This window comes from Nonomuraea sp. B19D2, from assembly GCF_040137845.1.
Classification (GTDB): Bacteria; Actinomycetota; Actinomycetes; order Streptosporangiales; family Streptosporangiaceae; genus Nonomuraea.
Window position 1 is genome coordinate 1 of record NZ_JBEFAK010000067.1, and the last position, 14046, is coordinate 14046.

The 14046-nt window shown below is 71.8% G+C and carries 17 protein-coding genes; 11 read left to right on the forward strand and 6 right to left on the reverse strand.

Annotated features, from left to right (window positions below; translation table 11 throughout):
* The 3 genes from ABN273_RS53940 to ABN273_RS53950 all read left to right on the forward strand — a co-directional run.
* Positions 1-215: aldehyde dehydrogenase family protein (locus ABN273_RS53940; RefSeq protein ID WP_349456063.1), on the forward strand; the 215-nt coding region annotated here is incomplete at its 5' end.
* Positions 208-402, forward strand: coding sequence for a hypothetical protein (locus ABN273_RS53945; RefSeq protein WP_349457538.1), 195 nt, complete (start codon positions 208-210; stop codon positions 400-402). The genes ABN273_RS53940 and ABN273_RS53945, both read left to right, overlap by 8 nt.
* On the forward strand, positions 395-1252 hold the full coding sequence (locus tag ABN273_RS53950) for an aldehyde dehydrogenase family protein (RefSeq protein ID WP_349457539.1): 858 nt from the start codon (positions 395-397) through the stop codon (positions 1250-1252). Before ABN273_RS53945 ends, ABN273_RS53950 begins: the two co-directional genes overlap by 8 nt.
* Positions 1253-1268: 16 nt before the next feature.
* Here the strand turns inward: ABN273_RS53950 and ABN273_RS53955 are convergent, their stop codons facing one another.
* On the reverse strand, positions 1269-2711 hold the full coding sequence (locus ABN273_RS53955) for an amidase (RefSeq protein ID WP_349457540.1): 1443 nt from the start codon (positions 2709-2711) through the stop codon (positions 1269-1271).
* Positions 2712-2758: 47 nt separating this feature from the next.
* Between ABN273_RS53955 and ABN273_RS53960 the strand changes: the two genes are divergently transcribed.
* Positions 2759-3943: a threonine synthase gene (locus tag ABN273_RS53960; protein ID WP_349457541.1), complete on the forward strand. Its 1185-nt coding sequence runs from the start codon at positions 2759-2761 to the stop codon at positions 3941-3943.
* On the opposite strand, the gene ABN273_RS53965 is transcribed toward ABN273_RS53960, so the two are convergent.
* The 3 genes from ABN273_RS53965 to ABN273_RS53975 are packed head-to-tail and all read right to left on the reverse strand — an operon-like array spanning position 3917 to position 7346.
* Positions 3917-4570: a hypothetical protein gene (locus ABN273_RS53965; protein WP_349457542.1), complete on the reverse strand. Its 654-nt coding sequence runs from the start codon at positions 4568-4570 to the stop codon at positions 3917-3919. The two genes, ABN273_RS53960 and ABN273_RS53965, sit on opposite strands and share 27 nt — an antisense overlap.
* Complete coding sequence (gene hrpB, locus ABN273_RS53970; protein WP_349457543.1) at positions 4567-6951, reverse strand: ATP-dependent helicase HrpB; 2385 nt, start codon at positions 6949-6951, stop codon at positions 4567-4569. The genes ABN273_RS53965 and hrpB overlap by 4 nt, the downstream gene beginning before the upstream one ends.
* Entirely contained in the window at positions 6951-7346 is a 396-nt protein-coding gene (locus ABN273_RS53975) for an ArsR/SmtB family transcription factor (protein WP_349457544.1), read from the reverse strand. The genes hrpB and ABN273_RS53975 overlap by 1 nt, the downstream gene beginning before the upstream one ends.
* Positions 7347-7437: 91 nt before the next feature.
* Here ABN273_RS53975 and ABN273_RS53980 point away from each other — a divergent pair, with 91 nt between their 5' ends.
* The 3 genes from ABN273_RS53980 (at position 7438) to ABN273_RS53990 (ending at position 9422) form a co-directional block, all read left to right on the forward strand.
* On the forward strand, positions 7438-8586 hold the full coding sequence (locus ABN273_RS53980; RefSeq protein ID WP_349457545.1) for an MFS transporter: 1149 nt from the start codon (positions 7438-7440) through the stop codon (positions 8584-8586).
* 24 nt (positions 8587-8610) lie between these two features.
* Complete coding sequence (locus ABN273_RS53985) at positions 8611-9021, forward strand: hypothetical protein (RefSeq protein ID WP_349457546.1); 411 nt, start codon at positions 8611-8613, stop codon at positions 9019-9021.
* Positions 9022-9173: 152 nt separating this feature from the next.
* The gene (locus ABN273_RS53990; protein ID WP_349457547.1) at positions 9174-9422 is read left to right on the forward strand and encodes a hypothetical protein; all 249 of its coding nucleotides are present in this window, start codon (positions 9174-9176) and stop codon (positions 9420-9422) included.
* Here ABN273_RS53990 and ABN273_RS53995 read toward each other — a convergent pair.
* Both ABN273_RS53995 and ABN273_RS54000 read right to left on the reverse strand, forming a co-directional pair.
* The gene (locus ABN273_RS53995; protein WP_349457548.1) at positions 9391-10221 is read right to left on the reverse strand and encodes an undecaprenyl-diphosphate phosphatase; all 831 of its coding nucleotides are present in this window, start codon (positions 10219-10221) and stop codon (positions 9391-9393) included. The genes ABN273_RS53990 and ABN273_RS53995 overlap by 32 nt on opposite strands.
* A 70-nt stretch (positions 10222-10291) precedes the next feature.
* A complete protein-coding gene (locus tag ABN273_RS54000; RefSeq protein ID WP_349457549.1) occupies positions 10292-11092 on the reverse strand; it encodes an NmrA family NAD(P)-binding protein in 801 nt (266 codons plus the stop codon).
* 75 nt (positions 11093-11167) lie between these two features.
* On the opposite strand from ABN273_RS54000, the gene ABN273_RS54005 reads away from it, so the two are divergent.
* The 4 genes from ABN273_RS54005 to lipB all read left to right on the forward strand — a co-directional run bounded on the left by ABN273_RS54005 (position 11168) and on the right by lipB (position 14031).
* The gene (locus tag ABN273_RS54005) at positions 11168-12085 is read left to right on the forward strand and encodes an AraC family transcriptional regulator (protein WP_349457550.1); all 918 of its coding nucleotides are present in this window, start codon (positions 11168-11170) and stop codon (positions 12083-12085) included.
* Entirely contained in the window at positions 12082-12588 is a 507-nt protein-coding gene (locus ABN273_RS54010) for an HAD domain-containing protein (RefSeq protein ID WP_349457551.1), read from the forward strand. Before ABN273_RS54005 ends, ABN273_RS54010 begins: the two co-directional genes overlap by 4 nt.
* A 62-nt stretch (positions 12589-12650) precedes the next feature.
* On the forward strand, positions 12651-12845 hold the full coding sequence (locus tag ABN273_RS54015; protein ID WP_349457552.1) for a PspC domain-containing protein: 195 nt from the start codon (positions 12651-12653) through the stop codon (positions 12843-12845).
* Between the two features lie 550 nt (positions 12846-13395).
* Positions 13396-14031 carry a lipoyl(octanoyl) transferase LipB gene (gene lipB, locus ABN273_RS54020; protein ID WP_349457553.1) on the forward strand — a complete coding sequence of 212 codons (636 nt, stop codon included), beginning with the start codon at positions 13396-13398 and terminating at the stop codon, positions 14029-14031.
* Positions 14032-14046: the final 15 nt, after the last annotated feature.

The window sequence follows — 14046 nt, forward strand, 5'->3', positions numbered from 1 at the left end:
AGAAGGCCAACAACACCCCGTACGGGTTGTCGGCCGGGATCTGGACGGAGAAGGGTTCGCGCATCCTGTGGATGGCCGACAAGCTGCGCGCGGGGGTGGTGTGGGCCAACACGTTCAACAAGTTCGATCCGGCCTCGCCCTTCGGGGGTTACAAGGAATCCGGGTACGGCCGCGAAGGCGGGTTGCACGGGCTGGAGGCGTACCTCGATGTGTGATCATCGCCGTCCCCGTCGCGCCAAGCGGCGGGCGCAGGCCACCAGGGGGCACGCCTTCGCCAGGGCCGGGCGGCCCGTCCGCACCGGCTGGTACGCCCACCGCTGCGGCGTGAGCCGGTGCGGCCAGGTCTTCGTGCCGGTCCAGATGTCGCAGGAGTCCACGTGGAGAGGGCGGGGCGATGAGTAGGTTGTCCGTCAGAAAGACCTACAAGCTGTTCATCGGAGGGGCGTTCCCGCGCTCGGAGAGTGGGAGGTCCTACCCGGTGACCTCGGCCAAGGGCGAGTTCCTCGCCAACGCGTCCCGCGCTTCGCGCAAGGACGCCCGTGACGCCGTGGTGGCCGCGCGCAAGGCGTTCCCCGGCTGGTCGGGCGCCACGCCGTACAACCGGGGGCAGATCCTCTACCGGGTCGCCGAGATGTTGGAGGGGCGGCGCGCGCAGTTCGCCGAGGAGCTGGCCCCGCTCAAACAGGGCGGCAAGAAGGCGGCGCTCGAGCAGGTGGACGCCGCGGTGGACCGGCTCGTCTGGTACGCGGGCTGGGCCGACAAGATCGCCGCGGTGCGTGGCTCGGCCAACCCGGTGGCGGGGCCGTACTTCAACCTGTCCTCGCCCGAGCCGACCGGCGTGGTGGCCGTGATCGCGCCCGCCGATCCGCTGCTCGGGCTGGTGTCGGTGGTGGCGCCCGTGATCGTGACGGGCAACACGTGCGTCGTCGTGGCGTCCGAGCGCTCGCCGCTCGCGTCGATCACGCTGGCGGAGGTCCTGGCCACGTCCGACCTGCCGGGCGGCGTGGTGAACATCCTCACCGGGCACCAGGCCGAGCTGGCGCCCTGGCTGGCGGCGCACATGGACGTCAACGCGCTGGACCTGACCGGGGTCGAGGACGCCGAGCTGGCGGTGAGCTGCGAGCAGGCGGCGGCCGAGAACCTCAAGCGCGTCCTGCGCCCGTCCCGCGAGGACTGGGCGGCCGATCCCGGGACCGGCAGGATGACGCGGTTCCTGGAGACCAAGACCGTCTGGCATCCGGTCGGGATCTGAGCCGCAGGTCGCCGCCTCAGAAGGCGAATCCCGGCGGTCTCAGCGGTGGATGGGCCGACTGGAGTTGGGCGGCCAGGCCGAGGAGGTGGGGTTCGCCGCCGGGCGGGGCAGCGATCTGGACGCCGATGGGCAGCCCGCTGGAGTGCGTGGCCAGGGGGACGGTGATGGCGGGCCAGCCGCACATGTTCCAGGGGCCGGCGGCGGGGGCGTACCTGACGTTGGCCAGCGCGTTGCGGACGAACCCGCGCTCGCCCCAGCGCTCGGCCTTCGGCGGGACGGCGGCCAGAGCGGGCATGATCAGCACGTCCGCGTCGCCGAACCACTGGTCCGCCCCATAGCCGCTCCAGCGTTCGCGGCCGCGTACACCGTCCAGCCTGAGCGCGCCGAGCACCTGCCCGGCGCGGGCGAGCGCGAGGGTGCGGCGTTCGAGCCGGTGCCGGTCGAGGTCACCCAGCGAGGCCGCGGCCCTGGTGAGCCAGGTGGCGATCGTGGCCGGGCCGAGCCAGGCAGGCAGCCGGTGGCCGTGCTCGACCACCGTGTGCCCGGCCACGCGCAGCGTCTCCGCCGCCCCGCGCACCGCGGCCTGGAACTCCCTGTCCATGGGCAGGCCCGCGGGCAGGGGCTGGGGCGCGTACGCCACCCGTAGGTCGAACGGCTCCTGGCTGTCCTGCGGCGGCTGCGGCTCCCAGATCTCGTCGTCGTCCGCCCAGACCGAGCGGAGCATGGGCGGCCGGGGCTCGACGCGACTGCCGCCGCGCCACGCCTCGGCCAGCGCCGGGTCGGCGGCCAGCACGGACAGCGCCAGCGCCAGGTCGGACGCGGTCGTCGCGAGGGGGCCGTTCTCCGACAGCCGGTCCCAGCCGTCGCCCGGCGGCGGCACCAGCCCCGTGCCGGGCTTGATGGCCAGCACGCCGCAGCAGGCCGCCGGGATGCGGAGCGAGCCCATGCCGTCGTTGCCGAGCGCGATCGGCACCATGCCCGCCGCCACGGCCGCGGCGCTGCCCGACGACGACCCGCCTGCCGTGCGCGACGGGTTCCAGGGGTTGCGTACGATGCCGTACGCGCTGTCGCCGAACGCCGTCAGGCCCAGCTCCGGCATGTTCGTCAGGCCCACGACCACCGCGCCGGCCGCACGCAGGCGCGCCACCGTCACGTGGTCGTCCGGCGCGGGCACGTCCGCCGTGGCCGCGGACCCGACGCGGGTGGCCTCGCCTGCGACCTCCAGGTTGTCCTTCACCGCGACCGGCACGCCGGCGAGCGGCAGCTCCGCCAGTTCGCGCCGCTTCCGCAGGGCCTTCGCCTCCTCCACGGCCTGCTCTCTGACCAGCCGGAACGCCCCTACCTTGGAATCCCGCTCCGAGATGGCGTGAAGGTGCTCCTCGACGACGGTCGTGGCCGTGACATCCCCACGCCGGACGGCCGTCGCGATCTCGATAGCGGACCTGCCTGCCCACAACATGACTAGAGTCTGCATCCTGCTCGCCCGCCCCGATAGGGTCGGTACGCGTGAACGGACCGTCTCTTGCCCTTCGCCAGCGCTCGCTGGGCGACCCGGCGACCGAGTTCCCGCTCTTCCCGCCGCTGACGCGTGGTTGCCCGAAGACCAGCACCGACGAGATCGCCTATCCGCTCGAGGTCACCTACGACTACGCGCGGGTGGACCGCCGCCTGTTCGAGCAGGAGCCGGGCACCGACATCGGGCGGTGGTCGCCGCTGCTGCCGCCGCTGGAGGCGCCCACGCTGGGAGAGGGCGGGACGCCGCTGGTGGAGTTCGACGGGATCTTCGTCAAGGACGAGTCCCGCAACCCGACCTGGTCACACAAGGACCGCCTGAACCGGGTCGCGGTCAGCGCCGCCGTCGCCTCCGGCGCGCCCGGCGTGGTCGTGGCCTCGTCCGGCAACCACGGCGCCTCGGCCGCCGCCTACGCCGCCCGTGCGGGGCTGCCCGCGATCGTGCTGACCTCGGCGGACTCGCCGCCCGCCGTGCAGGCCTTCGTGCGCGCGTACGGCGCCCGGGTCGTCTCCGTGCCCGTCGAGGCGCGCTGGCCGCTGCTCCGGGAGGTCGTGGACCGGCTCGGTTACCACGCGGTCAGCAACCAGACCGTGACGCACACCGGGCATCCGTTCGGGCCCGAGGGCTACAAGACGATCGCCTACGAGCTGTTCCTGCAGCTCGGGCGCGTTCCCGCGGCCGTCTTCACACCCACCGGGTACGCCGAGCTGCTCTACGGCGTGTGGAAGGGTTTCGTGGAGCTGCGGCAGCTGGGGCTGGCCGACACCGCGCCGCGGATGTTCTCGTGCGAGACGGCCGCCGGCGGGCCGCACGCGTGGGCACTGGCCACCGGTGCCCCGGCGGCGATCGTCGAGCTGGGGGCCAGCGACGCGTACGGCATCGCCGGGCCGGTCGGCGGGCACCGCGGGGTGGTGGCCGTGCGGGACAGCGGTGGTGCGGCCCTGCTGGTGACCGACGAGGAGCTGCGGGTGGCGCAGCGGGACCTCGCCCGGCAGGGGTTGTGGCAGGAACTGTCGGGGACGGCCGGGCTGGCCGGGTATCGGCAGCTGCGGGAGGACTTCGACGGGCCTGTCGTGTGCATCGCCACGTCGAGCGGGTTCAAGGACGTGGGGGTGGGGGCCGAGCGGTTTCCCGCGCTGGAGAACCCGACCCTAGAGGATCTTGCTCCAGACGCGTAGGGGGCCGATCGTGGTGAAGCCGTGCCGGACGGCGTCCTCCGGGTCGACCTCCCAGCCGACCAGCGGGCGGCCGGGGAAGAGGCCGGCGGCCATGGCCAGGGTGCCCTCCCACGAGGCGGCGCCGAACACGTTGGAGACGCCCACGACCTGCTCGCGCGGGGTGAGCACGGAGCCGCAGACGATGGCGCCCCCTCTCCTGCCGCACAGGATCGTGACCTCGTCGAGGAGCGCGGGCAGGAAGAGGCCGCTGATCTCGCCGTCGAAGCACGCCTGCTCCCAGCCGGTCAGCGTGGCCGCGTCGGCCACCACCTCCCAGGCGATCGCGGGCTCGCGCCGCTCCGGGGGCTCGCGACGGATCCATTGACCCTCGAACAGCACCTCGAAGCCCGGCAGGTCGAGCGTGGCGAAGCTGTCCTTGACCGACGCGCCCGGGCCGGCGTCGATGTGGCCGAGCACGTCGGCCGCCGTCGCGTCGGGGGAGAGGGTGACGGCGTCCGGGTAGAGTCGCGGGGTCCTGGCGGGGTTGGTCCAGGCCAGGGCGGTGAACGTGCCGGGCGAGCCGTGCGCGCGGCACATCGCGTCGCACCACTCGGCGTTGTCGCGGGCGGCGGCCACCACGTCCGTCATGATCGTCTCTCTTTGGTCCGGCGAGTGGGTGGCGCGGTGAGCGGGTCCTCCGGCCAAGGGTGCTTAGGGTAGCGGCCACGGAGCTCCGCGCGCACGGAACGGTAGCCGTCGCGCCAGAACGACGCCAGGTCCGCGGTGACCGCCACCGGGCGGCCCGCAGGGGAGAGCAGGTGCACCAGGACGGGCACTCCGGAGATCTCGGGCGTCTCCAGCCAGCCGAACAGCTCCTGCAGCTTCACCGCCAGCACCGGCTGGTCGCCCGAGTAGTCCACGCGGATGTGGGAGCCGCTCGGCACCTCGATGCGTTCTGGGGCGGCCTTCTCCAGGCGTTCGCTCCAGGGGATCAGGCGTTTCAGCGCCGCGGCCACGTCGATGCGTTCCAGGTCGGCTCGGCGGCGGCACCTGGACAGCTCCGGCTCCAGCCACTGGTCGGCCAGGTCGATGAGCGCGTCCATCGAGGGCCAGGGGGCGCCGAGGGCGCGGTGGCAGAACGCGAGGCGGTCCCTCAGGTCTTTGGCCTGTCTCGTCCAGGTGAGGACGTCGGGCTCCGTGCGGAGCCCGTGCAGGATGGCCTCGCGGACGTCGGCGTCCTTGAGCGGGGTGGCGGACAGCTCGATCGCGCCCAGGCGCTCGACGGTCCGGGCGAGCACGTCGCCGTGGCGCTCGCCTGGGGGCACGTGCCAGGTGATCTCGTCCTCGGTGGTGGTGGGATGGGCCAGCCTGGCGGTCTCCTCGTCGATCTCCACGGCCTGCCTGATGCGGGCCGACGCGGATCCCGTCGGTCTGTCGGCGATCGCGATGGCCAGCCATGGGGCGGTGTGCAGCTTGCCGCCCTCAGGGAGCTGGGCCTGGGTGCCGGAGGCCATGAGATAGCCGCCGCCCCGCCTGCGCGCCACCCGTTCGGGAAAAGCCAGCGCCACCGCCATCCCGGCCAGCGCCTCATCGGGCACGTCCCGGCCGCTCGCGGAGCTTGCCCGCTGGAGGCGTCTGGTCTCCTGGCGCCAGCGGGCGGCGAAGCCGGTGCCGCCCCGGCGGGCCGTGCGCCAGACCTCCACCAGGTCGTCGCCGGCGTCGCGGGGGAGTTGCTCCGACAGGAGGGCCACCACCTCGGCGGCGCGCGGGCCGAGATCGAGCAGGGCTCTGGCCAGGCGGGGGTGCACGCCCGCGAGCGCCATCCGGCGGCCCCGGTCCGTCACCCGCGAGCCGCCGCCGAGGGCGCCGAGCGCCTCCAGGGTGCGGGTGGCGGCGGACATCGCGGCGGGCGGCGGCGGGTCCAGGAGGGCCAGGCCCGAGGCGTCGGGTGCGCCCCAGCAGGCCGCCTGCAACGCGAACCCCGTCAGGTCGGCGAGCGCGATCTCCGGGCGCGCGTGATCGGCGAGGCGCTCGTGGTCGGCCGCCGACCAGCAGCGATACACCGTGCCCGCCGCCTCGCGGCCGGCCCGGCCCGCGCGCTGGCCGGCCGAGGCCTTCGAGACCCTGACCGTGGTGAGGGAGCCCAGTCCGCGGGCGTGGTCGGTACGCGGCTCGCGGGCCAGGCCGGAGTCGACCACCACCCGTACGCCCGGCACGGTCAGGCTCGACTCGGCGACCGACGTGGCCAGCACCACCCTCCGGGCTGTGCCCGGCGCGAGCACGGCGTCCTGAACGTGGGCCGGGGCCTGGCCGTGCACTTGGAGGACCTCGACGCCGTCCAGCATCCCCGCGACCTTGGCGATCTCGCCCACGCCCGGGAGGAAGCACAGCACGTCGCCGTCCCGCTCGGCCAGCGCCCTGCGTACCACCGAGGCGACGTGGGACAGCAGGGCGGGATCGACGCGGAGGCCGTGCGGCGGGGCGACCGGGCGCGCGGGCGGGGCCCACACCGTCTCGACGGGGTACGTGGCGCCGGTGGCCGCGACAATGGGGCCGCCGATCAGCCGGGACCACGGCTCGGCGTCGGCGGTGGCGGATGTGGCCAGCAGGCGCAGGTCGGGGCGGAGCGTGTCGCGGACGTCCAGGAGGAACGCCAGCGCCGTGTCCGCATCCAGGTGGCGCTCGTGGCACTCGTCGAGCATGACCGCGTCCACGCCGGTCAGCTCCTGGTCGCGCTGGAGGCGCTGGAGGAGGACTCCTGTCGTGACGACCTCGACCATGGGGTTCGCGCCCGCGTGCCGCTCGCCCCTGATGGTGTAGCTCACGCCCATCCGCCGGGCCGCCGCGCGTACGGCCAGCCGCCGCGGCTCGGCCACCAGCACCCGCATGCCCGCCTCGGCCAGGGCCAGCGGCACGACCGTCGTCTTGCCCGTGCCGGGCGGGGCCGTGAGCACCGCGCTGCCGTGCCGGTCGAGTACGGCGAGCAGTTCGGGCAGGACGTGCCGGATGGGCAGCGAGTCGCGCCGCATCAACGCCGGGCGGGGACGTCGGCGCTCGGGATCGCGGCGGCGCTCGGGCTTTGGAGGTCGGCGCTCCGGATCGCGGCGGCGCTCGGGATCCCGGCGGCGGAGAGGACCGAGTCGAGCAGGCCGGGGAAGCAGGACTCGAGGTCGTCGCGGCGCAGGCTCATGTACTTCAGCCGCCCCTCCTGCTTGGTGAGGACCACACCGGCCTCGCGCAGGGCGCGGTAGTGGTGCGAGGCGGTCGACTTGTGCACGCCGAGGTCGTCGCCCGCGACGCCGCAGGTCATCTCGCCCCCCAGAGCGAGACGTACGACGATCTCCAGGCGCACGGGATCGGACAGCGCCCGCAGGACCTCCGTGAGCTGGATGTCCTCCGTTGCGGGGTGCGGGAGCAGGCGCATGCTGAAACACTACCTTCGCCTAATTGTTTGACAACAGTCCAACTATACGACAGTTTGATGGCTGTCCAACTTTTATGGTGCTGGAGGATGCATGAGCTCCCGGCTCTACCCGCTTGCTGTCGGAAATTTCGCGATCGGTACGGGCATGTTCGTGACTGCCGGGCTGTTGCCGCCCATTTCGAAGGATCTCGGGATCTCGTCTTCGGCGGCCGGGCAGCTCATGACCGTGTTCGCGCTCGCGTACGCGGTGCTCTCGCCCGTGCTCGCCGCCCTGACCGCCCGGCTGTCACGCAAGACCCTGCTGCTGGTGGCCATGGGGGTGTTCGTGTTCGGCAACGTGTTGACCGCGCTGGCTCCGACGTACCCGCTGGTGATGGCCACCCGGGTGGTCGCGGCGGCGGGTGCGGCGATGTTCACGCCGACCGCCTCGGGCGTGGCGACCACGCTGACCGAGCCCGAGCGCCGCGGGCGTGCGCTCGCGCTGGTGATGGGCGGGCTTTCCGTGTCATCCGCGATCGGCGTGCCGCTGGGCACCTGGCTGGGCACGGCCTCCGGCTGGCGGGCCACGCTCTGGCTGGTGTCGGGGCTGGGCGTGATCGGGCTCATCGGCGTCGCGGCCGTGGTGCCCGCGGTGCGGATCCCGACGTCGGGGCGGCTGCGGGAGCGGTTCGCGCCGCTGGGCGACCGGCAGGTCCTGGTGGTGCTGACGACGCAGCTGCTGATGTTCGCGGCCGGGTTCACCGCCTACACCTACATCGGGTCGCTGTTCGACCTGCCGCTGCCGGCGGTGCTGTGGGCGTGGGGGCTCGGCGGCATCGTGGGCAACCAGCTCGGCGGGCGATTCACCGACCTGTACGGGCCGCGCAGGATGGTGCTGCTCGGCCTGGCCGCGAGCACCGTGTTCCTGGCTCTCATCCCCGTCGCGAACCTCGCCCTGCCCGTCGCGCTGGGGTGGGCGTTCCTGTGGGGCGCGCTCGGCTGGCTGGTGGCCCCGGCCCAGCAGTTCAGGATGGTGGGCGCCGTGCCCGGCAACGTGCCGATCGGCCTGGGTCTGCTGTCGTCCGCGCAGTACATCGGGCTCTTCGTGGCCGGCCTGGCCGGCGGCGCCGCGCTCGACTGGTACGGCCGCGCAGGTGTGATCGTGCTCGCCACCCTGCTCGCGCTGGTGGGGCTGCTGTTCACGCTGGCGACCTACCGTCCGGCGGCGATCTCCCCGAAGGAGAGCGTGTCCGTCGGGTAGCGGGTCATCGTCATAATGTTGATCGTGAGTGATCTCCGGAACGAGGACGGCGACGGCGAGCCGCCCACGCGCCCCGAGGAGGACCCGAGGAACGAGCCCGCCCCCTTCGGGGCGGTGGTGCTCCTGACGGCCGCCTCGGCGGTGGCGGTCATGGGTCTCGCCGCGTTCCTGTCCCACCCGCCCGGGCTGAAGTTCCTCCTCCTGGGGCCGATCGCCCTGGTGGTGTTCGAGGTGGCCGTTCACGAGGTGTGGTGGAAGCGCTGGTGGGGCGCGATCCCGGGCGCGGTGGCGGGCCTGGCGCTCTACTTCGAGGGCCGGACCACGCTGGCCGACCTCGTCGGCGACACGTGGGCACACCCCGTGGCGTACGTCGCCGCCTGGACCCTCTTCGCCGTCGTCTTCGCCCTCTGCAGCCGCTATCCCCGCACCGTCTGAGCCTCCGGCGGTGTGATCTTCTCCGCCGCGCAGGTGACACCCGGTCGGTCCGCAGGCGGACGACGGCCGGCGGTCCCGGCTCCTACCGTCACTTTCATGTTGAACAACCAGGTGACATTCCGGCGCGTCGCGGCACGATCCTCGGCCTGCCGTTGCTGACCGTGGCCGTGTGGCGGGCGGGCTTCGTCTGGTGGGTGCCGCTGCTCGTCTTCGTCGGCTACGTCGCCTCGTTCCCCGTCCCGTACGGGCCGGTGACCGTGCTGTTCTGGATCCTGCCCGTCATCGGGCTGTGCTGGACCGGGCTCAAGGTCCTGCGCATGGGCGACGAGGCGTGGGCGGCCTACTACCCCGCCCGCGAGCGGGCCGCCGTCAGCCCAGTGCCGGAATCCAGCCCGCGGTGACCGCGAGGATCACGAAGAAGCCGAGGGCGATCCGGTAGATCACGAAGCCGGTGAAGCGGTGGGTGCTGATGTAACGGAGGAACCAGGCCACGGCCAGGTATCCGACGACGAATGAGATGATCGTGGCCAGGATCGTGGGCCCCCACTCGGGCGCCGGGCCCTCGCCGATCTCGCGCAGCTCGTAAACGCCCGAGCCCAGCACGGCAGGGATGGCGAGCAGGAACGAGTATTTGGCGGCGTCCTCGCGCCGGTAGTCGAGCAGCAGGCCCGCGGTGGTGGTGCCGCCCGAGCGGGACACGCCCGGGATGAGGGCGAGCGCCTGGGCGAAGCCGTACACGATGGCGTGGGTGAAGCTGAGGTGCTTCTCCAGCGAGAGCTTGTTGCGCGCAGTGCGGTCGGCGAACCAGAGGATGACGGCGAAGACGATCAGCGTGGTGCCCACCAGGCGCAGATCGCGGAAGACGGTCTCGATCTGGTCCTTCAACGCCACACCGAGCACCACGATGGGGAGTGAGCCGACGATGATGTACCACCCCATGCGGGCGGCCCAGTGGCCACGCAGGTCCTTGTTGAACAGGGACCTGGTCCACGTGGAGATGATCTCCCAGATCTCCTTGCGAAAATAGATCAGCACGGCCAGCTCCGTGCCGATCTGGATGACGGCGGTGAACGCCGCCCCCGGATCCTGCCAGCCGGCGAAAGCGGAGACCACCCGGATGTGGGCGCTGGAGGAGATCGGCAGGAACTCCGTGAGTCCCTGGACCAACCCCAGTACCACCGCTTCGAACCAGCCGATCACGACGACAACCTTCCGAGAACGCGGGAGTGACGAGGGTGAGGCTAGCGGATCCGAGGGACGAAGGAGTCCGCTAGGCCTGCCACGCCGCGGCGTTGGCGGCGGCGTACTCGGCGAAGTCGCGGGCCGGGCGGCCGAGGGCTTGTCGCACGCCGTCCGCCACGTGGGCGTTGCGGCCGTCCAGGATGCCGGTGAACATCGCGGCCAGGGCCTCGGCCTCCTCCCGCGGCACCCCCTGCGCGGTGGCTGCGGCCACGTACTCCTCCGGCGTCACCCGCATGAACGAGATCGGCCTGCCGATGACCTCGGACAGCTCGCTCGCCACCTGGCGGAAAGTCAGCAGCCGTGGCCCGGTCAGCTCGTACAGCTTGCCCGTGTGGCCCTCTTGGCTGAGTGCGGCGGCGGCCACGTCCGCGATGTCCTCCACGTCCACGAACGGCTCAGGCACGTCGTCGGCCGGAAGCGCGATGACGCCCTGGAGGACCGGCCCGAGGAGGAAGCTCTCGCTGAAGTTCTGCATGAACCAGCTGCAGCGGACCACCGTCCACTCCGCGCCGGACTCCTGGACGGTGCGCTCGCTGGCCTGCGCCTCCGGCTCGCCCCGCCCGGACAGCAGGACCAGCCGCCGCACGCCGCCGCTCACGGCCAGCTCCGTGAACGCCTTGACGTCGTCGTACGCGCCGGGGAAGGCGAGGTCGGGGTAGTAGGAGAGGTAGACGGCCGTCACGCCGTCGAGGGCCTTCGGCCACGTGGCCCGGTCCTGCCAGTCGAAGAGCGGTCGCGACCCGATCCGCACGGGCAGGTCGAGAGCGGTGAGTCGGTCAGCAACACGGCGGCCGGTCTTGCCCGTGCCGCCCAGCACCAGAATCGTCATATGCCTAGTAAGCCGCCATACCCATAAGACTCTCCATGGTTGAGAAGCGCATTCGCATATGCGATCGTCTAGCCCATGGATCACCTCGCGGCGCTACTCGACGGCCCGCGAGCTCGTGGCGCCTTCCTGCTCCGGTCGATCCTCCGCCCGCCCTGGTCGCTCCGGATCCAGGACGAGGCCCCGCTGTCAGTGATCGCGCAAGTGCGCGGGGAGTCGTGGATCGTGCCCGACGACGCCGGCCCCGTACGGCTTTCGCCGGGGGAGGTCGCGATCAGCCGGGGGCCGGAGCCGTACACGGTGGCCTCGGATCCGGGCATCGCGCCGCAGATCGTCATCCACCCCGGCCAGCACTGCTCGACGCCCGACGGCCGGTCGCTCCACCAGGAGATGGACCTGGGCGTGCGTACGTGGGGCAACGACCCCGACGGGAGCACGGTGCTGCTGACCGGCACGTACAACCTGGAGGGGGAGGTCAGTAGGCGGCTGCTCGAGGCGCTGCCGACGCTGCTCACCCAGCCGGGCGACCCGATCATCTCGCTGCTCGGCGCCGAGATCGTCAGGGACGAGCCCGGGCAGGAGGCGGTCCTCGACCGGCTGCTCGACCTGCTGCTCATCGCGGTGCTGCGCTCGTGGTTCGCCACGCACTCGAGCGAGGCGCCGGGCTGGTACCGCGCGATGGGCGATCCGGTGGTGGGCAGGGCCATGCGTCTGATGCAGCACAATCCGGCCCACCCGTGGACGGTCGCCGCCCTGGCTTCCGAGGTGGGCGTCTCCAGGGCGTCGCTGGCCAGGCGCTTCACCGACCTGGTGGGCGAACCGCCGATGGCCTTCCTGACGGACTGGCGCCTGGCGCTCGCCGCCGACCTGCTGCGCGAGCCGGACGCGACGATCGGGTCGGTGGCCAGGAAGGTGGGGTACGGGAGCCCGTTCGCGCTCAGCGCGGCCTTCAAGCGCGTACGGGGGATCAGCCCGCAGGAGTACCGAGCCGGATGAAACCTCTTCTGCTGCTGGACGTGGACGGCGTGCTGAACCCGATGGGACGGCCCACCCCCGACTTCAGGCGCTACCGGTGCACGATCGGCAGCGACGTCTACATCGTGAACCTCAACCCCCGGCACGGCCGCCGGCTTCTCGACCTGGCCCTGACGACCGGCTCCGAGCTGGTCTGGGCGACGACGTGGGAGCAGCACGCCAACGAATGGATCGCTCCCAGGATCGGCCTGCCCTCGCTCCCCGTCATTCCCATGAACCCGGACGTGCCTTCCGAGTACGGGGAGATGTTCAAGACGCCGCACGTGGCCGCGTACGCGGGGCGGCGGCCGTTCGTCTGGTTCGACGACCAGGTGTGGGCGGAGGACGAGGAGTACCTCAGGGTGCATCAGGGTCTGAATGATTTCCTCCTCATCCACGTGGACCCCACAACGGGTCTGACCAGCAGACATCTGGGCATGGCGCATGAATGGCTGACCCTTACAGGGTTTTCTCAGGGTTCCTGACGGGAGTCCGTCGGCCTGGCCGTCCGTTTCACGGGTAGGTCGTCACACACGGAGGAAACATCATGTACCGCTCACGAGAACACAGGATTCTGGCCGGGGTCTGCGGTGGTCTCGCCGACAAGATGGGCCTGCCGCCCACCCTCGTCCGGATCCTCTGGCTGCTGCTGTCGCTCATTCCCGGACCGCTCTGGGTCGTCTACGTCGCCATGTGGATCCTCGTCCCGGAGGAGCCGCGGAGCTACCGTACGGCGGCGTAGCGTGCTGGGCGGGCCGCCCACCGCGGATCGGCGGACGGCCTGCTGCGGCTGAGCGCTAGTCGCCAGCGGGTGGCTGCCTCGGTGCGCCGCCCGCATCGTCCTTCCAGTTCGGGGTCGGTTCACGCCCCTGCTTGTTGACCTGCACCCCGCCGTGAACGGCGAGGATTCCCGTCCCGCCTTCGGCGGGAACCCGCGGCGCAGACGCCGCGAGTTGTGGAACGGGGTGCTTGGCGTTTCACAGACCCGACCACCGTCTGGAGGTCTCCACGCCCTGAGGCGACTGGCCCGGCCGCCTTGTGATTTCGTTCCGTACAGGCTTGGTTATCGTCCGTGTTCAAGATAGCAAAGGCTTCGGGCCCGCGCTATGCGATCCGGCCTGTCCCGCCTTCGGCGGTCCATCCCCTGGCGGGGACCGCATTCATCCCTGGCCCGAAGGCCACGGCTTTCTGCGGATCTTCGGTAAGAAGTGGAAAAATGGTTACACGGGTGGCGATCCCTCCCTGCGGGATCCCGAGTCCGGGCTGCTCGGAACGCGGTTTATCCTCGAAGGATGAGGGCAAGGCCGCTGACACTCATTCAGGACGATCTCGTCGATTACGACACGGCGATGGAGCGCATGACCGACATGGTCGGCCAGCGCCAGCAGGACGCGCGGCCGGACACGTTGTGGTTGCTCAGCCACCCGTCCGTCTACACGATCGGGCGCCGCACGCCGATGTCCCACCTGCCGGACCCAGCCCGGGGCATCCCCGTCATGGAGACCGGGCGCGGCGGCCAGCTCACCTACCACGGGCCCGGGCAGCTCGTCGGCTACCTCGTCGTCAAGCTCGACGAGGACCAGGGGATCGTCGACTACGTGCGCGAGGTGGAGCTGCGGCTGGTGGAGGCGCTGGGCAAGCTGGGGCTGCCCGCCGAGCGCCGCGACACGCCGCCGGGCTCGGAGCTGCTCACCGGCGTCTGGACGACCGAGACCAACCGCAAGATCATCTCGATCGGCATGCGGCAGAGCAGGGGCGTCACGAGCCACGGGTTCGCGCTCAACGTGGACGGTGACCTGACGCCCTGGGACTGGGCGGTCGCCTGCGGGATGCCCGACGTGGACATGACCTCGCTCAAGCGCGAGCTGGGCGCGGCCTCGATGGACGAGGTCCGCACGGCCGTGGCCGCCGCCTTCGAGGCGTCCTGACGGACACGTGGGTAC